The following is a 23267-nucleotide window of genomic DNA, read 5'->3' as shown; positions in this document are numbered from 1 at the left end:
CAATACCCGGGACCGGCGACCGACTCGGCGGATCACCGCCAAGGTCATCACGTTGCAGCCCTCGATAGTTCAGTAGTCAAGCAACGGCATTGTCCTGGCACAAGTAAATGGAACAAAATCGAGCACCGGCTGTTCTCCCACATCACCCACAGCTGGCGCGGCAGGCCGTTGACCAGCCATGAAGTCGTCATTGAGACGATCGCCGCCACTCGCACCCGGGCCGGCCTGCGCGTCGAGGCCCATCTGGATTCCGGCGACTACCCCACCGGCATCGCGATCAGCAAGGACCGCTTCGCCGCGCTGCCGCTGGTCCGGCACGAGGTGCACGGTCAGTGGAACTATGCCCTGCTGCCCGAGTCCTCCACGCCGCAGACTCTGCCCACCAGCGAGGCGCACGGCGTTTCCGGTCGGCGTTGCGAGCTTCTGACCCGGCTGACGGACCCCCGTCTGACCGGGCTGAGTAGCGCGCAACTCGGGGACCTATGCGCCGAGTTGGCCCCGCTGCAGGCCGCCCGGTCCCAGGAACGCTACAGCGAGCAGCGCGGTAGCCGGGCCCGGCGCGCCACCGGCAACCAGCGGGCCAAGCCGCTGTTCGACGACGGCGCCCGTGTGATGCTCACGCTCCTCTACCAGCGGCAAGTGTGCTCGATGAAGCTGCTGGCCGGCATGCTGGAGGTCACCCCCGAATGCATCGGCCACCTCGTCGCCGAGACCCGCCGGGTCCTGGAGGACCACGGCCATCAGCCCGGATACGCCCCCAGCCGGTTCACCACAGCGGACGCGCTGATGTCCTTCCTCGACACCGACAAGGCCCCACCCCGCTCCCGGATCATGGAGAGTCTGTCCCACCCACGGCTTACCGGCATGTCCCGCACGGACCTGGATGCACTCACTCGCCGCCTCGCCCCACGCCAGCTCGCGCAGGTCGAACGGGCCTCCTACCAGCGCCGGGGCGCCGTTCGCCAGCCGGGCAGCCGCGGCGGCGTCTTCCCCCAGAAACTCGGTGACAGAGAGCGGGTCGTGGTTGCCCTCCTCTACCTGCGGAAACTGTGCACCCTGGACGTCCTCGCCGACGCACTGGGCGACGTGAGCAGGTCCTCGATCGGGAACGTCGTCCGCGAGATCCGGCCCTTGCTTGCAGAAAGCGGACTCCTCCCACCCCCGGCTACCACCCGCTACCGCACCGCCCCCGATCTCCTCGCCGCCACGGACGAGCAAACCAACACACCGACAAGTTGATTCTTTACGGCTTCACAAAGCCCGCAACGTCACGAACGCTCTGCCGAAGTCCGCGCAGGTGGGAGCGACGAAGGCCATGCAGGAGATCTACAACGCCGAGGACCGAGCCCACGCCGAGCGGGCGATAGAAGCGTTCGCCCGCACCTACGGCGCGAAGTTCCCCAAGGCCGTCGCGAAGATCACTGACGACCGGGACGAGCTGCTGGCGTTCTACGACTTCCCGGCCGAGCACTGGATCCACCTACGGACCACCAACCCCATCGAGTCCACCTTCTCCACCGTCAAGCTCCGCACCAAGGTCACCCGCGGAGCCGGCAGCCCGGCAGCGGCGCTCGCCATGGTGTTCAAGCTCGTCGAGTCCGCTCAAGCGCGATGGCGCGCGATCACCGGCGCGCACCTGGTGCCCCTGGTCCGCGCGGGCGCGCGGTTCGAGAACGGCATCCTGGTCGAGCGCACCGAGGTGGCCGCGTGAAGGACATGGTCGCTGCACTCGAAGCGCTGACCGACCGCGATCCGAACCGGCGAGACGTCGCCGCCTCGGTCCTCGGGGACCTCCTGCGCGACAACGCACTCGACGCGCACTCCACTCGCCTGATCGTCGGACGCCTGGTCGGCCTGGCCGTCAACGAACCGGTGGCCATGGTCCGGGAGTCTGCCCTCAACTCGATCAGCGAAGCGTTCAACCACCACAGCCTGCCGCTGGGCATCGTCCAACCGCTGGCCGCCGCCATGCCGACGATGGAGACCGAGCTCCTCGCTTATGCGCTCTACATCTTCGGCGCGACGCACGACCCCCAGGCCCCGCCCGCTGATCGAGCCCTTCCTCAACCACCCCGACACGGACGTGCGAGAGGAAGCCGGGCGCGCGGCAGCCGAGATCACCGCACCCACTGCAGAAGGTCGCAACCACAACTCTTGACTATTGCTCCCCCCGCAACCCCCTCGGTCTCGCCGACACCTTGAGACACCACGGTCTGCCCGCCCGCGCAGCACGGAACACCGCAATGATGGACGCCCTGGTAGACCTGCCGCCCATGGTCATGGCCGACCTGCTCGGCATCCCCCCCCCAGACAGCCGAACGCTGGGCCACCCTCGCCGGCGGAAACTGGTCCGAATACGTGGCGGCGCGACGCGCTGCCACGCAGGGCTAGGCCGTGTCTTCCGGATCATCGCGAAAGACACGGACTGAGGCTCGGCGCCGTCGGGGCTACCGGGGTCGCAGGGCGTGGAGATCCGGCAGATGGCGTTCGCCGACGTGGGGCAGGATGGTCTTCCGTCCTTGGCTATCGCACAGACGTACGCGCTGCCTCGGTGGGGACGAGTCCGTCTCCACGACGATGTCCTGGATGTCGGGCCAGGCCCACTTCCGCACCCCGGGTGGCCTACTTGGCGGCCCAGCAGCCCAAGTTGTTCCGGTTCCCCTCCGCCGCCCGGCGCGGCGCGTCCGGCGATCCCAGCAGACCGTACGGCAGATACCCGGACCGGACACCGAGTTCCCATCCATGGACCTGGACGGCGAGGCAGGCCAGGGCGAGGGTGCCGAGGGGGAGGAGGGACCGGGGCGCGGGATCAACGGCATCGGTCTCGACGCTCTCCCGGTACGCGACCAGCCGGGCGACGAGGGCGTCCTCGAAGGCGTGCTGGTCGTCGTCGAGGAGTACGCGGAGCAGCCGCTGGTCCGCGCTCAGCGCGTCGCCGACCTCGTCGAGCCGCCGGGCGGCCTCCGCGCGTTCCCCGGCGTCCGGCTTGCGCAGCGGAACCGTAGGCCAGTCGCGGGGCAGATGCCCGGCCGCCTCGGTGAGATAGGGGCACAGGGCGTCCATGGCCGCGAGGTCGGCGGGGTCGGAGACGGAGGTGTACCGGTTGTAGGGCACGCCGTCACGGATGGCGGGCGCGTAGTCGCCGCGCAGCAGCAGCCCGGTGACCCGCTCCCAGTCCCACACATGCCCGCTGACGACACACATCTCGAACATGTCGAGCCAGGTCCGCGCGGTGGGCGCCTCCCTGACGACGTCCCGGAAGGTGATGGGCCCGTCCCCGAACTCGTCGTCGTCCGGGTCCGTGCTGATCCGCTCCCCGACGAGGGGGAACCGGAGTTCCTGGTCCCCGCTCGGGAAGCACATGATGCTCAGCACTCCGTGCACACACTCCGCGGCGGTGACGGCGACCGTGCCGGCCGCAGCGTCGAGCCCCGGCTCCGTCACCGTTCGCGCGGCGACATGGTCGAGCAGTTCGTCCGCCATGGCCCGGATCAGCGTCGGCGAGATGCTGCCGTACCGCAGCGAGTGCCACCGCGTGTAGGCCCGCCCGTCGATGTCGTCGAGCGCCTCGGCCAACCGCTGCTCGCCGACCTGATGGCATGTCACATTCCGCACGTACCCCGTCCCTTCATGAACTCCACGACTGGACGAAGCACGTTATCAACGGGCACTGACAGCACTAGAGCCTGTCAGGCGGATCTTTCCGGGCCCGGCGCTCCCGGCACGGCTGCGTTAGTGGGCGGCACCAAGGTTGGCCGGACGGTCACGCGAGCGACGGCCACCGGTCGGCGGCCCACTCCAGCCATCCTGGTTGGGAAGGGTGGAGCAGTCGGTCGTCCACATCGCGTACAGCAGCCTGCGGCGGTGACCTTCCCCCTGATGGTCATGGGCGGTGAGGGTAGCAGTGGGGGAGCTTGTTCGGGCGTTTTCTTTATGGGGCCGTTTCGGCAGTCTCAGGGCGACGCTTACTCACGGCTTGAACACGTCCGCCGCAGCCGACGCGAGCGTGCCTGCCATGGCGAGTACAGCGACAGCCAGGCCGAGAGCTGCGAGCTTGTCGGCCATGGGGAGTCGCTGCCAGGTGTTGCCCGTGGGCAAGTCCGCCGTGACAACGAGGGACGGTCGACTCGCCCGCAGCCGCAGGAACTGGCGGAATGCTCCCGCCACGCACCACAGGAAAAGGAAGAGCAGGAAGACCAAGGCGCTGGTGGGCACCTGGCCTGCAGGCTCGGTCAGCACTTTCTTTCCGCCTGCGATGGTCACCTCTTCCTGATACTCCGGTGCCTCGAAGATGGCGTACAGCAGGATGCCGAGCCAGACCATGGCGCCCCACAACGCACCTCGGAGCTTCTTCTCTGCCGGAGACCGGCGCTCGTCATGGGCGCCGGCTTGCTTCTTCAGTAGCCTCTCAAGGCGTGCTTGCTGGCCGTAAGCCCAGGTAGAGTTGGAGCTGATCAGTTGCACCTCAGTGCGGTCGGTGTCGATCAGGACGGCGACGCGCTGAGGTGCTTGAGGGTCAGCAGTCTCTATAGCAAGGTTCGACCACTGATCCGTTGCGCCGCTGTCAGGTGACGCCTGCACTGCTGTGACAAGGTCTGTGAGCGTATCCGCTTCGAAGTGGTAGGTGTCGCGTCGTGTAGAAAACTTCAGGGCGCCAGGAGGCAGGCCGTCGGAGGCAATGTCGACGATCTTGTCCAGTTGGGTACGTCCGAGGCGGCAACCGTAGTACTTCTCATTGAGGTTGGCATGCGATGAAGGCGCGGACATGGCTGCATGATGTCAGCAGGCAATCGCTCGCCGCTGAACTTGGCCATATCGAGATCACATGGCAGCACGGCCCTCAGCCGCATGATGCACCGTTCAACGCCGACCCTCCAAGCGGTCGTTGTGGATGTGTCCAGCGACGGCGGCGAGCTGGTCGGGGTCGGCGAGTTCGGTCAATCCGTGGACGGCGGCGTCCATGCGGTCGGGGCTGTCCATGCCGACGACCCAGGTGACCATCTGGTCCTCCAGGGCGACGTGTGCGCCGACATGGTGGACGAGGCCCTGCTCGTACAGCTGGGCGATGGGTTCAGCGCGCAGGCGTTTGCCCACTTTGGCGGTGACTTCGAGGACGCGGGGCATGAGAGCGCCGTTGGTGGTGCCTTCGCGGCGCAGCTGCTCCCACGCCTGGGAGAGGACCTGTCTGGCCATGTCGCCGCCGTAGTTGGATTCGACGACGATCGCGTCGGCTTTGAGGGCGAGGGCGAGGAGGCAGGCGGTGCGGCCCCAGTCGTTGGCGCCCATGCTCCCGGAGTGGTCTTCGAGGACGTACAGGTGGCCGTCGTAGCCGCGGGCGGCGCCGATGATGCCGGTCTCGTCGCCGATGGCGGACTCTCCGCCGGCGGGGTCGACGGCGACGATGACGCGGGCCATGTCGAGGCCGCCGAACTCGATGGTGGTGAGCCGGTGGTCGGTGATCCAGGCGCGCTGCCACACGCCGCCCTCGGGCGGGCGGGGCTTTTGCTGGTAGAGGGCGGCCCAGACGCGTTCGCCGACGCGGCGGCGGGTGGTGGTGGCGTGGTGTTCGGCGTCGAAGCGTTCGGGCCACAGCGGCTCGCCGAGCCTGCGGCCGAGGGGGTCGGTGTCGCTGTCGGCGAGGGCGGGCAGGTCGATGATCTTCCACTCGTTGGCCTGCGCGTCCGCGAGGATCCGCCCGGCGAGGTCGTCTTCGTTCCAGCGGGTCTGGATGACGCAGATCGCGCCGTCGGGCTCCAGGCGGGTCTGCAGGACGGACTGCCACCACTCCCACGTCTTGCGGCGCATGCTGGGCGAGTCGGCGGAGGCCATGTCCTGCACGGGGTCGTCGACGAGGGCGATGGTGGCGCCCTTGCCGGTGAGGCTGCCGCCGATACCGGCCGCGACGAGGCCGCCCTGGTGGCCTGCGATGTCGAAGCGCATCGCGGCCCGGGAGGAGGGGTTGAGGCGTATGCCGAGCTCGTCGCCCCAGGTTTCGATGGCGTCGCAGATCCACCGGGAGTGTTCCTCGGCGAGGTCCCCGGAGTAGGAGGCGATCATGATGCGGCGGTCGGGGTGCTGGCGCAGGTACCACAGCGGCGCCCAGCGGGAGGCGCGGCGGGACTTGCCGTGCCGCGGCGGCATCGTGATCATCACGCGGTCTGTGCGGCCCTCGGCCATGTCGATCCACGCCTGGTCGATGAGGTGCAGGTGGCGGGCCTGCATCTCGCGGCGCTCGGTGAGGACGGCGGCCAGCGCGCCGGGCGAGGCGTCCATGGCTATGTGGCGTTCGATGCGGGCGAGTTGGCCGCGCAGCTCGGGGGAGGCCTTCGTGGCCATGGCGCGGCGCACTGCCGGCGGCTTGGAGCGGTAGGCGGCCAGCACTGAGGCTTCGCGTTCGCTGCTAGTCGTCCGAGCCACTTGCGGCCTCCTCCGATATGCCGATGAGGGCTTCGAGTTCGTCGAGCGCAACGGCGGTCAGCTCGCCGCCCGTCGACTGCGGGGTGAGGATCTTGGAGGGGGCTTCCGCGTCGAGGTGGTTCAAGCGGGCGCGGCGTTCGAGGATGCGCAGCGCGCGGTCGATGGCCTGCAGGTTGCCGTCCTTGACGGCCTGCCGGTAGGCGACGAAGAACAGGCGGTCCAGACGCAGGTTGTCTACCGCGCGCAGCTCCTCGACCTTCTGGTCCAGGTCGGTGGTGCGTTCCTTCAGGGCGAGGCGTACGTCTTCGCAGGCGGCGTGGATCAGCTGCTTGTCGTCGGGGGGGCCAGGCCCTTGGTGTACCGCTCGATGCCGTAGCCCTGGGGGTAGGCGATGCGGTCGGAGTTGACGGTGGGATCGGCGGCGAGTTTGCCGCCTACGGTGACCCAGTCCACGCCGGCCAGGTGTAGATCGATGGCGTCGGCCCGCCGCCGTGCGATGGCGGCGCGCGCGGCCTTGTCGGGGCGTCCCACCGGCAGGATTCCTCTCGCTGCTGCGCGCCCCCACGCCGACGTTCATCATGGCACTGCAAGATCCCAGGGGGTCGGGCGTGTTATCGGGGCCGGGGTCGGCGCCCGGGTGGAGCGGGCAAGTTGTCCCCGCTGGTGTGGGCGGTGGGGGGCTGCGCTATCCGCAGACCCGGCTGCGGCCACTGGTAGAGGCGGACCGTCACGCTGCTGGTGCCGTCCAGGTTCACCGACACCTGGTAGAAGATGCGGCCGTCCGCCCAGTCCTGCCGTGCCATGACAGGTGCCCATCGCCATGCTCCGTGTGACCACACTGCGAGTGCCGGGCCGCCGAGGTGCGGGTAGGTGGTGACCTTCGGCTCGGGCCCGTCCTCGCGGCGCCACGGGCGGGCCGGTACCAGCTCGGGGATGGGGTCGCTGGTGTCGCTCACGCGTTCGACGGTACGCCCCGGGGGGCGGCGCCGGTGCGACGCGCAACGGTAGATGGCCACTGGCAGCGATAGTTGGCCACGTCGAAACGATCGCAGCCGTGCAGCCGCTGTGCCGAGCCACGATAGTTGGCACCTGGCCACGCTGGTCGGCACCGCCCTCGCTCATCTATGCCAAGATCCGAGGGTGGAGATAACCGACCTCACGCGTGCGATCGCGGCTGCGACTTCGGTCGCCGCATCGCTCGACCTGCCGGCCGATGACGCAATCGTTCTGCACAACTCGAACAAGTTGGCGCTGCGACTGATGCCGTGCGACGTCCATGCCCGGGTCGCCCCCGTGGGACAAGAGGTTGCACAGTTCGAAATCGAGCTCGCTCAGCGGCTCGCCGAGGTCGGATGCCCGGTGTGTCCCTTGGAGCCTCGGGCGGACCCGCGTGTGTACACGCGCGATGGCTTCGCACTGACGCTGTGGACCTACTACGAGCCCGTGACACCTCACACCTCACCAGTCGACTACGCCAAGGCGCTGGAGCAGCTGCACGTCGGCATGCGCAAGGTCGATGTGCCGAGCCCGAGGTTCACGGACCGGATCACGGAGGCGGAAGAAGTTGTTGCCAACCCGGATCTCTCGCCGGAGCTCGCAGACGCAGGCCGCGTGTTCCTCAGCGGCAGGCTAGCAAGCCTGCGACGAGCGATCGACGACCGCGGCGCCGTGGAACAGCTGCTCCACGGCGAGCCGCATCCAGGCAATGTGCTCAGCACGAAGAACGGCCCGTTGTTCATCGACCTTGAGACGTGCTGCCGCGGACCCGTCGAGTTCGACCTCGCCCATGTTCCCGAGGCGGTCTGCGAGCACTACCCGAACGTCGACCAAGGGCTGCTGGACGAGTGCCGACAGCTCGTCCTCGCGATGGTTGCAGCGTGGCGTTGGGAACGTGGCGACCAGTTTCCGAACGGGAGGCGATTCGGAGAAGAACTCCTGCGCGCACTGCACGACGGCCCTCCCTGGCCGACACTCGACACGATGAACAAGCGACTGGGCGGCCTGTAGAAATCGCCGAAGGTCACGTGAAAGCGGCAAGGAACCCATGCGCGCCGACCTCGCTGCCGCGCTGAACCATGGCGCCGGTGCCAACAAACGTGGCAATTCATTACAGATGCCAAGAATCTTGGCCAGACGGTGCCAACCAGCGTGGCCAGGTCGTTGGGAGCCCCAGGTCACACAGCCCGATTAGTGCCAACTATCGTGGCCCGGCTCAGCCGCGGCCCAGCAACTACACCCACCACCACGGAGATAGGAACATGGCGGCGACGAAGATGGGCGCACCGATCCAGACCATGATCCACCCTCTACGCCTCGTCATGGCCCCCACGTCAGCGGAGACGCCGTTGTATGCGTCCCGGACAAAGACGAGGCCGAGAACCACGGCAATCCCGGCGGGACTCACAATCGCCATCCAGATCAGTGTCAGCAACAAGAGCACGCCATCCGACATTGCGGTCCCCCCTCGCCCGTCTCTCGACACCGGAGCATAGATGCAAAACATCACCGATGGCCCATACGGCCTCATCTCTACCGCCGTTGACTCACATCCGCTGCATCGGCGGAGCCGAACCTAAGAAGGCCACACGGTGAGGCACGGCAGCGTGGGCCTGGCCGGGCGCCCCGCGGCCCGGCTGGCCGCCCACCTGTCCGTCCCGACGAGTGCGAACTCCCTGATCAGGCTGGTGCGCCGGCTTCCGGACAAGCACGTCGGCGCCGCACCGCGGGTCCTGGGCGTGGACGATTTCGCCCTGAAGAAGGGCCACGTCTACGGGACGATCATCCTGGACATGGAGACCGGGGAGCGCGTGGGCATCCTTCCCGACCGCACCGCGGACACCCTCACCGCCTGGCTACGTGCGCACCCCGGAGCGGAGATCGTCTGCAGGGACCGGGCCAGTGCATACGCCGAGGCCGTCCGTACCGCCTGTCCCGACGCGATACAAGTGGCGGACAGGTTTCATTTGTGGAAGAACCTGTGCGAGGCGGTCGAGAAATGCGGTGCCGCACACCGTAGTTGCCTGGTCGAGCCTACCGACGAGCCGGCACCAGACGCCACTACGCGCCCCGAGGCGGCCGAGCAGGAAACGCCCGACGCCAATGGAAGGGCTGCGCGCGATCAAGCGGCGCGAGCGCCACGCCGCCGTGCACGCCCTGTACGACAAGGGCGTGCAGATCGACGTGATCGCCAAGACCCTCGGGCTCGACCGCAAGACCGTCCGCCGCTACGCACACGCCTCCACCCCCGACGATGCGTCCCGCGGCACCGGCTCCCGCCGCTACGGCCAAATGAGTCATTGTCAAGATCTGTGGATCGGGTCAGGTTGAGGCCGTTTGGTGGACATCCTGATCTTGATGTCGTTCTCGCCGTGACGAGTGACTTCGTGCAGGCCCAGTCGCCGGTAGAGGGCCTGGGCTCGCTGGTTGACGATGAGGACGTCCATGGTGAGGTCCCGGTCCTGCTGGCGGGCCTGGTGCAGGAGGCTGCTGATCAGCTGGCTGCCGATGCCGCGTCCCTGATGGTCGGGGTGGAGCTCGATCCGGGCTAGGTAGATCTCCGTTGGCCGGTGCTCGACGTGGAGCATGCCGACTTCCGAGCCGTCGGCGGTGATGATCTGCCATCGGTCCGGGGTGAACACGCGGGTGTGGAAGTCGCGTTGGATCTGCTCGTCCCAGCCCCAGATGGCCGTGATGTAGGTGCCCATGGCGGCTTTGTGCAGCTGGAAGCAGTACTCGCTGTCCGCGGAGGTGGCCGGCCGCAGGCCGATGGCCGTCATGCTGCCCGGTCCTCGGCTCGTTCGACAAGCTGGCCGCGTTCGAAGCGTGCTCCGGCGCGGACTAGGGCGACGAGGTGGGGTGCGTTCACGGCCCGCCAGCGGGCCTGGGCGGACTCGACGAGTTTGAAGACCATGGCCAGGGCGGCAGTGCGGGAGCCGGCGCCGTGGGTGACCTTGGTCCGCAGCCGGACGGTGGAGAAGGCGGACTCGATGGGGTTCGTGGTCCGCAGGTGGATCCAGTGCTCGGCCGGAAAGTCGTAGAAGGCCAGTAGCTGCTTCTGGTCATCAGTGATCTTCTTGACGGCCTTGGGGAACTTCGCTCCGTAGAGCTGGGCAAAGGTCTTGATCGCCGCCTCGGCGTGGTCGCGGTCCTCGGCGTTGTAAATGTCCTGGATGGCCTTCTTCGCGCCGGGCTGCGCAGGCTTCGGCATGAAGTCGAGGGCATTGGCCGTTTTGCGAACCCAGCACCTTTGCTCGCGGGTGGCGGGGAACACCTCGGCCAGGGCCTTCCCAAGCGGCGGCTACCACGCATACGCGCAGATCCGCTTCCACCTCGAGGACGCCTGCTTCGTCCGCACCACTCGCGAACCGGTCGACCACGGCCCGGCCGAGGAACTGCGTTGGCTCGAACCGGTGTTGTCCGCTCACGCCGAGTCGAGCACGGCGCTCAACAACCACCTTCGGTACTTTCGCAAGCACTTCTCCGGCACCGAGCTGGAGTTCAAGTACACCCTCGATCCGGCGCCAGACATCTGGGCCGCGTCCATGGAACTACTCAAGGCCCTGCGCGACGGCGAACTGGAAGGCTGCCGACCGGAGTACCGGGAAGAGTTCCAGATCCACCACACCGAGAATCACCTTTTCGACGTCACCGGCCCCGAGCCCGAGATCGGCTACGCCTCCTTCATCCCCACCGCCACCGCCGGCCACGTACTCAAGCGGAAGTGGTTCACCGAGGACACCTTCGCCCGCCGCGAAGAACTCACCCCCGGCCTCGACGTCACCCCCGACCGATTCGAGTCATACCTGAGCGAAGAACTGGGCCTCCAGGTCCGGGCCATGCCGCCCTTCCAACGCCTCCGATACGACATCCAGTGCGAGTCGATGCGCACCGGTCACGTCTACGGCATCTTCCTCGACCGCTGCTCGCTCCTGGCAGCATCCGAAGTGGTGCTTTCCCAATGCGAGCTGGAGTACCTCCGCTCCCGCAGCGTCCTCGACCACGACCAGGACGAGGTCCTGCGCGAAATGGAACGCATCAACGACTGGCTCCGCGGCCATCTCTCCTCCCGCGGGTGGGCGACCGAGCACACTTACTACTCGAAGCGCAGCTTCCTGCGCCATGCCGTCGATCTCCGCCCGGAACTGGCCCCTGTGATGGCCACGCCCACGCCTGGCAATCCCCCACAGGAGGTACCGGAACCCACATGAGTGATCGAACACAGCGTCACAGCAGGCCACCGCCGCGCACGGAGAAGCCCGAATATTCGAAATCAGGTTCTAGATTTCGCCCTCGCATACCCGTGACGGCGACAGAAGACCCCCCGTTACCCGATCACCTGTCCGCATCTCGCCTCGAGGAGCACCCATGCATCCCGTACGCCGCCCTGCGCTCGTTCATCCTGCGTTCGAAAACACCGCAGCCTCCTCGGACACCACCGCCCGCCCCGCCGCTGGCGCCGTCTTCCTCGCCGACGAGGCACGACCGGATACGAGGTACCTGGCATGATGGACTCCACACGCCTCCCGGCGCCCCTCGCCTCCTGGGTGGAAACGGTCCTGGGCCCCCTGAAGGCCGTGCAGGACGCCTCGCACCCCCGGGAGAACTCCCAGGTGTGGAAGGTGACCGGACGCACCGGCGACCACTACGTGAAGGTGGCGCCCAAGCCGGTCCTGTATACCCGGGAGACCCGCGCCTACCGCGAAGCCGTCCCTCATCTCGGTCACGGCAACGCCCCCGCCCTGAAAGACAACTCCGCCGACCTGCTCGCCCTGATCCTCACCGCGGTGGACGGCGAACCGCTGAAGGGAGAGGAGTCGCTCGCGCGCCGCCGCGCCGCCCACCGGCAAGCCGGCCAGCTCCTGCGCCGCTTTCACGAGGCTCTGCCCGGCCACCAGGCGCAGGACGAGGCCGCGCTCGTTGTCGAGAGTGCACAGTCCGGGCTGGACAGGCACATCGCGGAGGCCAGTGACCACCTGTCCACCGCCGAAGCCGACACGCTGCGCCGCCTCGTGAGCACGCTGCCGGGCCTCGGCCCCCTTCCCGCCGGGTGGCGCCACGGGGACTTCTGGGAGCGCAACCTGCTGTGGAACGGCCGCCGCTGCGCGCTGATCGACTTCGAGCGCAGCGAACCGGGCCCGCTGGTCTCCGACTTCGTCAAGCTCGCCACCTCCCTATGGCCGGACCACCCTGAGCTGCGCACCGCCCTGTTCGAGGGGTATGGCCGGTCTCTGTCCGATGCCGAGGAGTGCGCGCTCGTGGCGTTCGCCGCAGCCGACGCGGCCAGTGCTCTCGCGTACGGCCCCCGGTACGGCGACGCACTCGTGACCGCGCGCGGCCGGGCCACCGTCAAGCGACTGATGCAGGAGGGACGGCGTTGAGTAAAGCTCCTCACCCGCTGATCGCGGACGTGGCCCAGATCATGCTCCGGGCGACCGGCGCCGTCCTGTGCGTGCGCCGCAAACCCAACACGGACCTGGCACCGGGACAGCTCACCGTTGTCGGAGGCCATTTGGAGGGAAGCGAACCGCTGGACCGCGCGGCACGGCGCGAAGCGAAGGAAGAGACCGGCGTCCGCATGAGCGCCGACCAGCAAGAGTTCGGCGGCCTCGTCCACCACCACGAGCCCGGGGGCACGGATCGGATCACCGCCGTGTTCGTCACTCAGTCCTGGACCGGCGCACCGCGCAACGCCGAGCCGGACAAGCACGAAGGGCTGTTCTGGGTGCTGATGGAGAAACCCCCGCCGGACTGCCACCGCTACACCGTCGCCATCTTCCACGTGCTCACCCGCGGCCCGTCGTACCGGGCACTGAACTGGCCCACCTCGGGAGGCGCCCGGTGAAGAGGTTCTTCGGACCGGTGAAGATGGCCGAACCCCAGGTCTCTGACGCCGAACAGGAGCTGTTCGGCGGACCGCTGCGCTACGACATGGGCTGGTCCCACCACGAGCACGCGGGCCTGGACCTGACCATGATGTCAGCGCTGCGCTCCATGCCGGCCCTCGTCGGCACCACCCTGCGCATGGCGTGGAGCGCCGACCGGCGGGCGCTGCTCGCCGTGGCGGTCAGCGAGATCGGCCAGGGCGTCGCCGCGGCCGTCGCCCTGCTCGCCATCAACGCCGTCATGCATGCCCTGCTCGCCGGGAGCGGCGACGCCGCCCAGCGGCTGCACGCGCTGCTGCCCGGACTGCTGGCCGCCGCCGCCATCGGTGTGGTCAACTCCGCCCTCTCCGCGTGGTCGACCTCTCGCGCCGGGCGCCTGGAGCCGATGGTCGAGCGGATCGCCACCACCCAGTACCTGGCCGCCGCCGCAAGTGTCGAGTTGGAAGCCATCGACGACCCCGACTTCCGGCGGCTCGTCGACGTTGCCCAGTACGGTCCGGGCTCTGCCCGCCGCATGATCGGTGCCTGCGTAGCCGCGCTGAACGGCCTCATCTCCCTGGTCACCACCGCCGGCGTCCTCGCCGTCCTCCACCCCGTCCTGCTGCCCATGCTGATCCTCATCGCCGCCCCGCGCGGCTGGGGCGCCATGCGCGTGGCCCAGGAACGGTACGTGTCGGTGATGAGCTGGATCGAGCATGTGCGGGCCAGCCGACTCATCGGCAACCTGCTCACCGAGCGCAGCGCCGCCCAGGAGGTCCGGCTTCACGCCGTCGGCGCCTTCCTCCTCAGCCGCTACCAGCGCATGGCCGAGAGCGCCGAGGCCGAACAGGAACGCCTCGCCTCCAGCAAGGCCCTGACGGAGTGGGTCGCCTCCGCGCTGTCCGGCCTGGCCATGGCCGCGACATACGGGGCCATGTTCTGGCTGATCCTGGCCGGTCACATGAGCCTCGCCATCGCCGGCACCGCCGTGATCGCGGTGCGGACGGGGTCGGCGAGCCTGGGCGCGCTGGTGATGAACATCAATCAGTTGCACGAGGAGTCCCTGTACGTCCGCGACCACGGCCGGTTCCTGGCCCAGGCAGCACAGCGCACCATCCCCGAGGGCGGCAATCCGGTCCCCGAAGAGATCAAGGAGATCGTCCTCGACCGCGTCACCTACCGCTACCCAGACCGTGACACAGCTGCCCTGGACCAGGTGTCGCTCACCCTGCCGATGGGCTCGGTCACCGCCGTGGTGGGCGAGAACGGCTCCGGCAAAAGCACACTGATGAAGATCCTGTCGGGCATGCTGCTGCCCCAGGCCGGCACCCTGCGCTGGGGCGAGGCGGACATCAGCGACCTCGACCGCTCCCAGGTCTTCGAGCGCGTCTCCCTGCTCACCCAGGATTTCCAGCGCTGGCCCGTGACCGCCGCGCTGAACATCCGCCTCGGCCGCCCCGCCCACGCCGCCACACCGCAGGATCTGCAGCCCTCCGTCGACTATGCCGGAGCAGGCCCGGTCATCGCCAAACTCCCCGACGGCCTGCGGAGTCTGCTGGCCCGTATGTTCCGCGGCGCCATCGAACTGTCCGGCGGGGAATGGCAGAAAGTGGGTCTCGCCCGCACGCACTGGCGTAGCTCAACATCGCAGGCGGACAGCGTCCTCATCGTCGACGAGCCCACCTCTGCCCTGGACCCCGAAGCCGAGATCGAAGCCTTCGACCGTATCCGCCGTCTCGCCGCTCCGAACAGGGCCGTCGTCCTGGTCACTCACCGCATGTCCGGCGTCCGCCACGCCGACCGCATCTACGTCCTCACTCACGGGCGCCTCGCCGAACACGGCACCCACGAAGAACTCATCGCCGCGCAGGGGCGGTACGCCGCCATGTTCGACGCGCAGGCCGCCCAGTACGCCCCCAACGCCAGCATCCCGAACCCCGCCGCACCCACCGTCGCGGATCCCGCATGACCCGCTCGACCGAAAGGCCCGCCGTGACGACACCTCCCACCACCGGCCTCGACGAGGCGGGCGCACTGCGCCACCATCTGGCCGACCAGCTCGCCGACGCCGGCCACATCCGCACTCCCGCGGTCGACAAGGCCCTGCGCACCGTGCCCCGGCACGCCTTCGCCCCCGAAGTACCTCCCCAGGAGGCGTACGCGAACGACATCGTCGCCACCTGCCACAGCGACGACGGCCGCATCACCAGCTCCATCTCGGCACCCTGGCTGCAGGCCGACATGCTGGAAGCCGCCCGCCTCCAGCCCGGCCACCGCGTCCCGGAGATCGGCTCCGGCGGCTACAACGCCGCCCTGATCGCCGAACTCGTCGGCCCCACTGGCGGCGTCACCACCCTCGACATCGACCCGGCCGTCACCGACCGCGCCACCCGCTACCTGGCCCAGACCGGATACGACCGCGTCCGCGTGGTCAGCGCCGATGCCGAGTACCTGCCCGTCGGCATCGTGCCGGACGGCGGCTTCGACGCCATCCTGGTCACCGTCGACACCTGGGACCTCCCCTGGATTGACGCCCTCGCCGACGGCGGACGCCTCGTCGCCCCGCTACGTCTGCACCAGTACACGTGGGCCATCGGCTTCACCAAGAACGATGGTGCCCTCCACAGCGGCGAGCCGCTCATCGTCTGCGGCTTCGTGGCCATGCAGGGCGCCGGCGCCTGGGAAGCCAACCGCCGCACTGTCCCGGGCACCGGCGTCCACCTGTCCTGGGAGGACGGCACCCCCATGCCCGTCGACCAGCTCGCACCGGCCCTTGCCCGCGAGCCGCACGTGGCGCACACTCACGTCACCGTCTGCGGCCAGGAACCCTTCGACGCCCTCACCCTCTACCTGGCCGGCGCCCTGCCCGGCTTCTGCCGCCTCTCCGTCGACCCCGGTGGCCGCAACGGGGTCCTCAACCCGCCGCCCAAGCACTGGCCCGGCGCCGCGATCGTGCGGGGTCCCTCCCTCGCGCGGCTGGCCACCGAGCGCTTCTCCGACGGCGATGACGGCAACGGAGTGTACGAGCTGGTCGCCCACGGCTACGGTCCCAGCGGCCATCTGGCTGCCCAGGAGATGGCCGAACAGGTCCAGCACTGGCAGCGCAACCACCGCGCCGCCCTCTGCCCGCAGATCACCATCCACCCCCTCACCGAGGGCGCCACGAGGGCCGCGAGTGACGATCCGCACGTGTTCGTCAAGAAGCACACCCGCGTCGTGATCGACTGGCCGGTCGTTCCCGGCACGGCGGCCTTGCTCACGGACGACGAGGGTCGCTACCTGCTCCACCTGCGATCGGCGAACAAGCCGATCTGGCGCTCAGGGCAGTGGGCCCTAACTGGAGTACGAGCGGGTTCCCTGAGGGGCTGATCGGCGCGTCGTTCCATTTCGGCTGGCAGGAGGCGCGATGGGATCCTTTATCAGCCTCTCCAGATGTTGGGCCGTTCTCCTGAATTTCAGGACTCACTGCTGTAATTTCAGCGTCTATGGCAGATCCCGGGACGCGCGTGCTCTCCCTCGTACCGCCGCCCAGTGAACTGCCCGCCGCAGGGCCGGAGTTGCTGGGCGGCGAGCCGGGGCTGAGCGATGTGCTGTTGCTGCAGCGCCGGTACGCAGGCGGGGCGGACGAGGAAGACGAGCAGCTGTTCTTCATGGACGCGCTGGTTGAGTACCAGTGGGCGCGAGACGTGGCGGGCTTGGCGTCCTCCACCCTGGACGGGCTGACGAAGCCGGTGATCGAGGTGTGCGACCACTACGGTGTCGTGCCGTGGCGGCTTACGCCGCGCCACGTCGACGGCTACTTCGCCGGAGTCGGCAAACGCCAGGCACCGACGGTGCGATCGAAGCTGAACCGGATCGACCACTTCTTCGCATTCCTGGAGCAACGCTACGCGCACGAGATCTTCCAGCGGTTCGGGGCGGCGGTCGAGTCGCCGGTCGATCCGTTCAACCGACACGCACACCGCGGTGACTTCGGCCTGCGGGTGCCGCCGTCGGCCCGGGCGGTCAACGAGTTCTTCGCCGGTTGGCGGCGGGAGCTGGCGCACGCCCGCAAGGAGGCGGTGGCGTGCAGGGACTACGTGATGGCGAAGTTGATCTACATCTCCGGGGTACGGGCTTCGGAGCTGTGCCAGATGCGTATGAAGGACCTGCACTGGGAGGCCGGCGACTTCGGGCGGTTCGTCGTCCAGGGCAAGGGCGCCCGAGGGTCGGGGCCGCGGCAGCGAGAGGCGTTTCTGTTCGCCGAGGGACGTGAGTTGCTGTGGTGGTACGTGGAGGAAGTCCGCGGGTTGTTCTCAGACGACCCGGAGCACCCTGAGTCGCCGGTGTGGCCCTCGGAGCGCCTGGCGCGAGATCTTGGCGGCATGCCGAACCCTGTTGGCCCGGCGGTGACAACGTCGACGCTACGGAAGGCGCTGGCGAGAGCCTCGGAGGCCCACCTGGCAGGTCCGGTCGAGCGGATCTTTCCTCATCTGCTTCGGCATGCTTGTGCCACACACCGTTACGAGGCGGGGATGTCGCTGTGGGAGGTGCAGAAGTTACTCGGCCATGAGTGGACGACGACCACGGTTCGGTACATTTTGTCCGCTCAGAGCGATCCAGAGATGGCCAGCCGACGTTCGTCGGCTCGGGCCGCACAACGACTGCGCGTGGACACGGGGGGTCTGTCGTGAAGTGGAACCTGCGGTGGGCAGCGGCCAACCGAGGCATCTGGAGGCCCAGTGACCTGATGCCCGTGTTCAAAGAAGTCGGCTTCACTCCGTCGATGTCGAAGGTCTCCGCGCTCTGGTCGGGCACACCGGTAACGGTGCGGTTGGACGACCTGGACCTGATCTGCGCTGCTCTTCAGTGCACGGTCGCGGACCTGCTCGTCGCCGAACCTGTAGCCGGGAAGACGCCGGTGGCCCAGGACGAGGGGCTCGCTACGGCTGCGGGTGAGTCGCCCAGACCGGTGCCGCGCCGGTCCACCGGGGCGGGGCGGCCCAGGTCGCTCCCACCGAACTGAGGTGGCCCCAAGGCGAAAGCGCCTGCCCTCGCTGGGGCAGTGCGCCGGCTGCCTCGGCTGGGGGCTGCGGGTCCAGTCACCGTTCTGCTCCCCCTGCCACCAGTGGCGCGCCAAACGGAACCACGCGAAGTGCGAGTGCAGACGGTGTAAGCGGCTGTGGTGCACCAACGATGAAGGCTTCTGCCGGGCGTGTGTCGTAGCTGTCACCGAGTACGACGCGGCCTGGTACTTCGAACCTGCAAGAGCCGCAGAGCAGCCGGCATGGACCCAGCTCGCGTTCTGTCTGCCCGCTTCCGTCCGTCGGCCTGCCTTACCCACCGGCACCTACCGCCTGCAGACTGACGGCCGCTACCACGCACCTGGCTGGGCACGCGCTCAGCGCCCCGCCCTCGTCGTGGACGACGAGCGGATCTGTCCGCCGGCAGTCCGTGGACAAGTGGCCCTGTTCCCTGCGCCGTACCGGATGCTGGAGCGCCACGCCGTCGCGATTCGCAGCCGATTCCAAGACGATCTGATCCGACTCAAACCGCTGGTCGATCAGGTGCAGGCCGAGTACTGCCTCGGGCGTGCCTGGCGCGTCAGTGCCATGAACATGTTGGCCCTTGCGCTGGCGGCGCGCGACGCGGCCGGCCAGGACCTGGTCGACGCCGCGATCCTTGACGCCCTGCCTCACCGGCCCGTCGGAGTCACCCGGGTCCTGAACAAGGCTGGCTGGCTTGCCCCTGACCTGGACCGCGAAGTGGTCCTGCTGCCGCACGCCCAGCGGGCCCGCCCCCGACCTCAGCCACGAAGTTGCGATCACTGCCTCTCGTGGGGCCGAAACCAAGTGTGCGACGCCTGTAGGCACTGGCGTCGCATATACGCTGACCAGCGAGGATGTTGCGGTCGGTGTGGCGCCGGGCCGCTACCCCTGCGCAACGGTCGATGTCGCGACTGCACTCGACAGCGCCTTCAGCTGGGACCTGACACCGACGCCTCGACCTGGCGACAACTACGGTTTGCGGGAACGTCCTTGGCAAACGGCAGCGCGACCCGTCGCGAGCTCCTCGCGGAGCGCCGGGAGCTCAGTCCGCCAGCCGTACTTGAAGGTCAGGCGACGATCTTTGAGGTCGAGCGGGACTGGCGCCCGCTGGCCGGAGCACTGCTGCCGGTCCCTCTACCGCCGGTGAAGGCCCTGCTGGCGGACTTCGCCCGGTACACCACCGAGAACCGCTGGAACCAGCAGGTCCACGAGCCCTGTGCTCGGGTTCTACGAGTGGCCGCCACCTGGCTGGGCGCCGACACCGTCTTCCGCGAGGATGAGCTCCGGGCGCTGCACCGCGTGTTCGGCGGCAAGGGGCGCATTCGCGGGCTTGTCGCCTTCCTGGACCAACGCGAGCAGCTCGTCACCTCGCCGCGGCGGCGCAACCGCGACGAGGGTTTCGTCCAGCGCACCATTGCCGCCTTCCCTCCACGAATCAGCGACGAACTCGGCACGTGGGTCGGGGTCTTGCGTGGCGCTAGCAGGTCCCACCACCGCGTCACCGACTACGCCACCCTGCGCCGTTACCTCATCTACCTGGCCACGCCACTCGCTGACTGGACCACTCGCTACACCACCTTGCGCCAGGTGACGGAGGCTGACGTCACGGACGCTGTCACCGCGGTCAAAGGCCCACGCGCCCACGAGCGCGCTGTGGCGGTGCGGTCGCTCTTTCGAGCCCTGAAACACGCCAAGCTCGTCTTCGTTGACCCCACTCGTGGACTCCGCATCACCCGTCAGGAACCCCTGCCCACAACCCTGGCCCCCGACCGGCTGGCCGGGCTCTTGGAGACCAGCTCGAACCCCGCTACCCGCCTGGTTCTCGCCCTGGTCGCCCTCCACACAACCAGCGGCACCGACCTGCGCAACCTCGTCCTCTCCGACGTTCTGCTTACCCGACGGCAACTTCTGATCCGCCGCCCCCATGGCCGTCACGTCGTCCACCTCGACGACACCACAGCTGCCCTACTGCATGCCTGGCTCCGTACCGCCATCAGCGTTGGCCACGCACCGTCAACTCGTACCTTCTGGTCACTCAACAGACCGCTAACGCGACCGATCCTGTCTCCGCGGACTACGTCTACAGGCACTTCGATCCCGCCGGTCTGACTCTGCGCGCTGTACGCGCCGACAGAATCCTGGACGAGGCTCGCGAGACCGAAGATCCAGTCCACCTCGTCCGTGTCTTCGGAATCTCCATCACCACTGCCATGAAGTACATCCACACGGCCCATCCTCACCGTGGCGGCCCTGTCCCTCGCTGAGAACTGAGACGCATGGGTAAGAAGAGGTCTCAGTTGACGTGCCGGCCGACATGTCGAGGTCCGGGCTGAGCCACAGCACGGGGGCCGCCGGGTCCGCCGCCGCGGGCGGCTCGGGATCGTCCAAATCGGTACCGGAGACCTGGAGCCTGGCCAGCTCCTTGGGCCTCCCGTCGAGCGGTACGGGCGGAAACACCCGCACCTCGGCCGCCTTGCCCGTCACGGTGATCCCGGGCAAGGCCAGGAGCCCTGCCTACAACTTGTACCAATCACTCAGTTCACCAGACGTCCCTGTCTGGATGAAGTCGTGAACGATGCCCCAGGCATGATCCATGGACAGTGCGACGTCTACGGTGAACGCGTGTAGTTCGTCCATGATCACCACTTCGACCTCGGCGCTCGGTGCCGCGGAATCATCGCCTGCACGAAGAGACACTCCGCCAGAGTTGTCGAAGAGGTGGAGGACAGCGTGATCTCCTTTGAAGCCCAGAGCCAAGTAGGGGAGATCGCCGTCTGGCCGCCGGATCTCAAGGTAGCCCTGGCCGAGGCCGGTTCCGAGGGCCTTGATGTGAGCCTCAAGGTCCTGGGCATTCGAGTGCCGTTCGAGCCCTGAGAACCAGCCGGTCTCCAGTGCCGTCGCCGCCCACACCACATTCATTCCTGCTCCTCCCGTCCTCGTCACGCTACCTGGCCCTCTTCCCTGCCGTTTTCACGGACATCCGCCCTGTGCGCACCGGCAGTAGCAGATGAGGGCACTGGCCAATCCAACGGAGGCGAGGAAGTGTTCAGCCTTCCGCGTCTGAGTTCAGGCGTGGGCCAGTTTCAGTGCCTGCTTCAGGTTGTACTCGGCGATACCCGCCATGAAGGCCCGATCAGGGAAGTCCCCGTCAAGCAGCCGCAAGGGACCCGCCGTCAGCGAAAGCCGCTGCGCGAGCATGTAGAGCGCGAGCCGGTCCTCGTCCATACCGTCCACCTCCAGCGGCTGGTAGGCGTCAGGCAGACGGATTCGCAGAAAGACGTGCTCCCACTCGACATCGAAGTACATCAATCCCTCAATGTCGATCGCCACGGGGTTCCCGTCCGCATCCACCAGCACATGGTCGGGCCCCAGCTCGCCGTGCACGACCGCATACTCCGTGCGTGGCCGCACCGCCGCCGCCAGGCTCAGCAGCCGCTCTTCCAGCCGCCCGCGGACACCCATAATCCGCAGATCGCGAGAGGCCGCCTCGGCAAGGTCCCGCAGCGCGCGGTCAACAACCACACCCTCGCAAGACGTACCGCGCGACGTTCCTCCACCATCGACCACGGCCACCTTGCCGTAGGCCGGTGCACGGTGACGTCGCATCGCCTCCAGCGACTCCGCAAGCCGGACCATGACCACAGCCGCCGCGTCAGGGGCGCGCGCGAGCAACTCCTCAAGGCTCTCCCCCGGAAGGTCCTCGACGATCGCAAGGTCCGCATGGCAGTAAGCGCCGTCGCGGTCGAGGAGACGGATCGCCGGAACGCGGACGCCGAGCCCGTCCAGCCGCGCGTGCGCGGCCTGGAACAGATCGAGCCCGAGCCCGGGCGAGAACGGGTCGGTGAGATCGTCGTCACCCTCGGCCGCCGGCCAGAAGTTCTCCGTGTCGTCCCACAAATAGGCAATCGCAGTCGTCGCGTCGTCCATTACCAGGCGGTACACACCCTTCTTGCTGCCGCCTGCGACCCGCTTGACCCCCTCCAGCCGCCGCCCGCCACCCAGCGCGGCGCGCGCCGCCCCCGCCAACTGCTTCCGCGTCACTGTCCTGGGTGCCACGTTCCGAACCGCCCCTCCATCGCGTTAACCCGCGAACCCTACGGGAGCACCATCGAGGAGCCGACTGGCTTTAACCGAATCCGCGCCCCGCGAGCCAAGATCACTGACAGGGACTTGCTGAACTGCCCGCGGAGAACTCGTGGCGGTCGAATACACCAGCGCACCAGCATCAGGCCCCGAACCCGCCATACTCAAAGCCGTCGAGGAACCACTCATGTGTGGGTTCCTGCGACTCCCCGGCCAGAAATCCGCGAACCCGCCCGCTTCTGCCCGGCGGAACCGTAGATGCCGGGGAGTCCTTCGACGCCGCGGTGGTCCGCGAACTCGGTGAGGAGACCGGTCTGATCGCCCGCTCTGGCGACGTCAGGCTCCTGGGCACGCTCGTCGACCACGTCGAAGGTTCCGGAAAAACGTGAGCAATTCCCAGTGCCCATGAGCACCGTCCGAGCAAATCCGGGTGATCACGAGCACTGGTAGCGATCGGTAACTGCCGGTTGTCGGCCGACTCTTCGAGAGGGCGGGGTTCGGTACGGCACGTCCCTGTCAGTGCGCGCTCTTCCGTTCCCAGGGGCGGTGGCGGAACGTATTCTCCAGGCAGGGGGAAGCCGGGGGCGGGGGGCCGCGCAATGCGGTACTGGCGGCATGGCATCTGGATGGCGGCGGTGGTCGTCACAGGCGTGGTCTTCGTCGTGACGGGCAGCAATGGAGATCTTGACGACACCCCTTCGTTGACGTCGGTGCTCGGGTTCGGTGTGTCCGTCACGGGCCTGGCTATGAGTCTGCTGCGCGAAGGAACCGCGGGAGAGGACGGGTGAGGGGCCACGAAGTTTCCGGACAGGGACCCAATAGGGTTGTCCTGAAGAGGAAACGAGGAAGAAGTGGCGCCACCCAGTAAGTACTCGCCGGA

The 23267-nt window shown here is 68.0% G+C and carries 22 protein-coding genes and 6 pseudogenes; 16 read left to right on the top strand and 12 right to left on the bottom strand.

What is annotated here, in order from left to right; translation table 11 throughout:
• Nucleotides 1–93 precede the first annotated feature (93 nt).
• From ABT114_RS48540 to ABT114_RS48530, 3 genes and pseudogenes are all read left to right on the top strand, one after another.
• Nucleotides 94–358, top strand: a pseudogene (locus ABT114_RS48540) (ISAzo13-like element transposase-related protein); the annotation flags it as partial.
• An 894-nt stretch (nt 359–1252) separates the two neighbouring features.
• Nucleotides 1253–1711: pseudogene (locus ABT114_RS48535) on the top strand (transposase); the annotation flags it as partial.
• The gene (locus tag ABT114_RS48530; protein WP_351153320.1) at nt 1708–2202 is read left to right on the top strand and encodes a hypothetical protein; all 495 of its coding nucleotides are present in this window, start codon (nt 1708–1710) and stop codon (nt 2200–2202) included. The pseudogene ABT114_RS48535 and the gene ABT114_RS48530, both read left to right, overlap by 4 nt.
• 420 nt (nt 2203–2622) lie before the next feature.
• Here ABT114_RS48530 and ABT114_RS48525 read toward each other — a convergent pair whose 3' ends face one another.
• The 6 genes from ABT114_RS48525 to ABT114_RS48500 form a co-directional block, all read right to left on the bottom strand.
• Nucleotides 2623–3615 carry an immunity 49 family protein gene (locus ABT114_RS48525; protein WP_351153317.1) on the bottom strand — a complete coding sequence of 331 codons (993 nt, stop codon included), beginning with the start codon at nt 3613–3615 and terminating at the stop codon, nt 2623–2625.
• Between the two features lie 354 nt (nt 3616–3969).
• Entirely contained in the window at nt 3970–4767 is a 798-nt protein-coding gene (locus ABT114_RS48520) for a hypothetical protein (RefSeq protein WP_351153314.1), read from the bottom strand.
• Nucleotides 4768–4860: 93 nt separating this feature from the next.
• Nucleotides 4861–6417 (bottom strand): terminase large subunit domain-containing protein, encoded by a 1557-nt coding sequence (locus tag ABT114_RS48515; RefSeq protein ID WP_351153311.1) that lies wholly within the window; start codon nt 6415–6417, stop codon nt 4861–4863.
• Nucleotides 6401–6541: a hypothetical protein gene (locus tag ABT114_RS48510; RefSeq protein ID WP_351153308.1), complete on the bottom strand. Its 141-nt coding sequence runs from the start codon at nt 6539–6541 to the stop codon at nt 6401–6403. The genes ABT114_RS48515 and ABT114_RS48510 overlap by 17 nt, the downstream gene beginning before the upstream one ends.
• Nucleotides 6542–6738: 197 nt before the next feature.
• Nucleotides 6739–6948 (bottom strand): hypothetical protein, encoded by a 210-nt coding sequence (locus tag ABT114_RS48505; RefSeq protein WP_351153305.1) that lies wholly within the window; start codon nt 6946–6948, stop codon nt 6739–6741.
• A gap of 80 nt (nt 6949–7028) precedes the next feature.
• A complete protein-coding gene (locus ABT114_RS48500) occupies nt 7029–7373 on the bottom strand; it encodes a hypothetical protein (RefSeq protein ID WP_351153302.1) in 345 nt (114 codons plus the stop codon).
• A gap of 184 nt (nt 7374–7557) precedes the next feature.
• Between ABT114_RS48500 and ABT114_RS48495 the strand changes: the two genes are divergently transcribed.
• Nucleotides 7558–8424, top strand: coding sequence for a phosphotransferase (locus tag ABT114_RS48495; RefSeq protein WP_351153299.1), 867 nt, complete (start codon nt 7558–7560; stop codon nt 8422–8424).
• A 223-nt stretch (nt 8425–8647) separates the two neighbouring features.
• Here the strand turns inward: ABT114_RS48495 and ABT114_RS48490 are convergent, their stop codons facing one another.
• Nucleotides 8648–8869 (bottom strand): hypothetical protein, encoded by a 222-nt coding sequence (locus tag ABT114_RS48490; RefSeq protein WP_351153296.1) that lies wholly within the window; start codon nt 8867–8869, stop codon nt 8648–8650.
• Nucleotides 8870–9005: 136 nt separating this feature from the next.
• On the opposite strand from ABT114_RS48490, the pseudogene ABT114_RS48485 reads away from it, so the two are divergent.
• Both ABT114_RS48485 and ABT114_RS48480 read left to right on the top strand, forming a co-directional pair.
• Nucleotides 9006–9416: pseudogene (locus ABT114_RS48485) on the top strand (ISL3 family transposase); the annotation flags it as partial.
• Between the two features lie 100 nt (nt 9417–9516).
• Nucleotides 9517–9744: a helix-turn-helix domain-containing protein gene (locus tag ABT114_RS48480; RefSeq protein ID WP_351153326.1), complete on the top strand. Its 228-nt coding sequence runs from the start codon at nt 9517–9519 to the stop codon at nt 9742–9744.
• On the opposite strand, the gene ABT114_RS48475 is transcribed toward ABT114_RS48480, so the two are convergent.
• Complete coding sequence (locus ABT114_RS48475) at nt 9717–10193, bottom strand: GNAT family N-acetyltransferase (RefSeq protein ID WP_351153294.1); 477 nt, start codon at nt 10191–10193, stop codon at nt 9717–9719. The genes ABT114_RS48480 and ABT114_RS48475 overlap by 28 nt on opposite strands.
• Nucleotides 10190–10702, bottom strand: a pseudogene (locus tag ABT114_RS48470) (transposase); the annotation flags it as partial. The pseudogene ABT114_RS48470 and the gene ABT114_RS48475, both read right to left, overlap by 4 nt.
• On the opposite strand from ABT114_RS48470, the gene ABT114_RS48465 reads away from it, so the two are divergent.
• The 8 genes from ABT114_RS48465 (at nt 10674) to ABT114_RS48430 (ending at nt 20413) form a co-directional block, all read left to right on the top strand.
• On the top strand, nt 10674–11624 hold the full coding sequence (locus tag ABT114_RS48465) for a hypothetical protein (RefSeq protein WP_351153291.1): 951 nt from the start codon (nt 10674–10676) through the stop codon (nt 11622–11624). The pseudogene ABT114_RS48470 and the gene ABT114_RS48465 sit on opposite strands and share 29 nt — an antisense overlap.
• 294 nt (nt 11625–11918) lie before the next feature.
• The gene (locus ABT114_RS48460; protein ID WP_351153288.1) at nt 11919–12794 is read left to right on the top strand and encodes a phosphotransferase; all 876 of its coding nucleotides are present in this window, start codon (nt 11919–11921) and stop codon (nt 12792–12794) included.
• The gene (locus ABT114_RS48455; protein ID WP_351153285.1) at nt 12791–13258 is read left to right on the top strand and encodes an NUDIX domain-containing protein; all 468 of its coding nucleotides are present in this window, start codon (nt 12791–12793) and stop codon (nt 13256–13258) included. Before ABT114_RS48460 ends, ABT114_RS48455 begins: the two co-directional genes overlap by 4 nt.
• Nucleotides 13255–15246 (top strand): ABC transporter ATP-binding protein, encoded by a 1992-nt coding sequence (locus ABT114_RS48450; RefSeq protein WP_502988526.1) that lies wholly within the window; start codon nt 13255–13257, stop codon nt 15244–15246. The genes ABT114_RS48455 and ABT114_RS48450 overlap by 4 nt, the downstream gene beginning before the upstream one ends.
• Nucleotides 15243–16646 carry a methyltransferase, FxLD system gene (gene fxlM / locus ABT114_RS48445; RefSeq protein ID WP_351153282.1) on the top strand — a complete coding sequence of 468 codons (1404 nt, stop codon included), beginning with the start codon at nt 15243–15245 and terminating at the stop codon, nt 16644–16646. The genes ABT114_RS48450 and fxlM overlap by 4 nt, the downstream gene beginning before the upstream one ends.
• A gap of 116 nt (nt 16647–16762) precedes the next feature.
• Complete coding sequence (locus tag ABT114_RS48440; RefSeq protein ID WP_351153279.1) at nt 16763–17950, top strand: tyrosine-type recombinase/integrase; 1188 nt, start codon at nt 16763–16765, stop codon at nt 17948–17950.
• The gene (locus tag ABT114_RS48435; protein WP_351153276.1) at nt 17947–18282 is read left to right on the top strand and encodes a helix-turn-helix domain-containing protein; all 336 of its coding nucleotides are present in this window, start codon (nt 17947–17949) and stop codon (nt 18280–18282) included. Before ABT114_RS48440 ends, ABT114_RS48435 begins: the two co-directional genes overlap by 4 nt.
• Before the next feature lie 394 nt (nt 18283–18676).
• Nucleotides 18677–20413 (top strand): hypothetical protein, encoded by a 1737-nt coding sequence (locus ABT114_RS48430; protein WP_351153273.1) that lies wholly within the window; start codon nt 18677–18679, stop codon nt 20411–20413.
• Between the two features lie 195 nt (nt 20414–20608).
• Here the strand turns inward: ABT114_RS48430 and ABT114_RS48425 are convergent.
• The 3 genes and pseudogenes from ABT114_RS48425 to ABT114_RS48415 all read right to left on the bottom strand — a co-directional run.
• A pseudogene (locus tag ABT114_RS48425) lies at nt 20609–20806 on the bottom strand (peptidyl-tRNA hydrolase); the annotation flags it as partial.
• A 12-nt stretch (nt 20807–20818) separates the two neighbouring features.
• Entirely contained in the window at nt 20819–21223 is a 405-nt protein-coding gene (locus ABT114_RS48420; RefSeq protein ID WP_351153270.1) for a hypothetical protein, read from the bottom strand.
• A gap of 147 nt (nt 21224–21370) precedes the next feature.
• Entirely contained in the window at nt 21371–22345 is a 975-nt protein-coding gene (locus tag ABT114_RS48415; RefSeq protein ID WP_351153268.1) for a phosphotransferase family protein, read from the bottom strand.
• 281 nt (nt 22346–22626) lie between these two features.
• On the opposite strand from ABT114_RS48415, the pseudogene ABT114_RS48410 reads away from it, so the two are divergent.
• Both ABT114_RS48410 and ABT114_RS48405 read left to right on the top strand, forming a co-directional pair.
• Nucleotides 22627–22755, top strand: a pseudogene (locus ABT114_RS48410) (NUDIX domain-containing protein); the annotation flags it as partial.
• A gap of 258 nt (nt 22756–23013) precedes the next feature.
• On the top strand, nt 23014–23175 hold the full coding sequence (locus ABT114_RS48405; protein ID WP_351153265.1) for a hypothetical protein: 162 nt from the start codon (nt 23014–23016) through the stop codon (nt 23173–23175).
• The last annotated feature ends 92 nt before the right edge of the window (nt 23176–23267 follow it).

Source organism: Streptomyces sp. NPDC002088, assembly GCF_040296605.1.
Taxonomy (GTDB): domain Bacteria; phylum Actinomycetota; class Actinomycetes; order Streptomycetales; family Streptomycetaceae; genus Streptomyces.
This window is presented reverse-complemented; position numbering and strand designations above follow the sequence as displayed.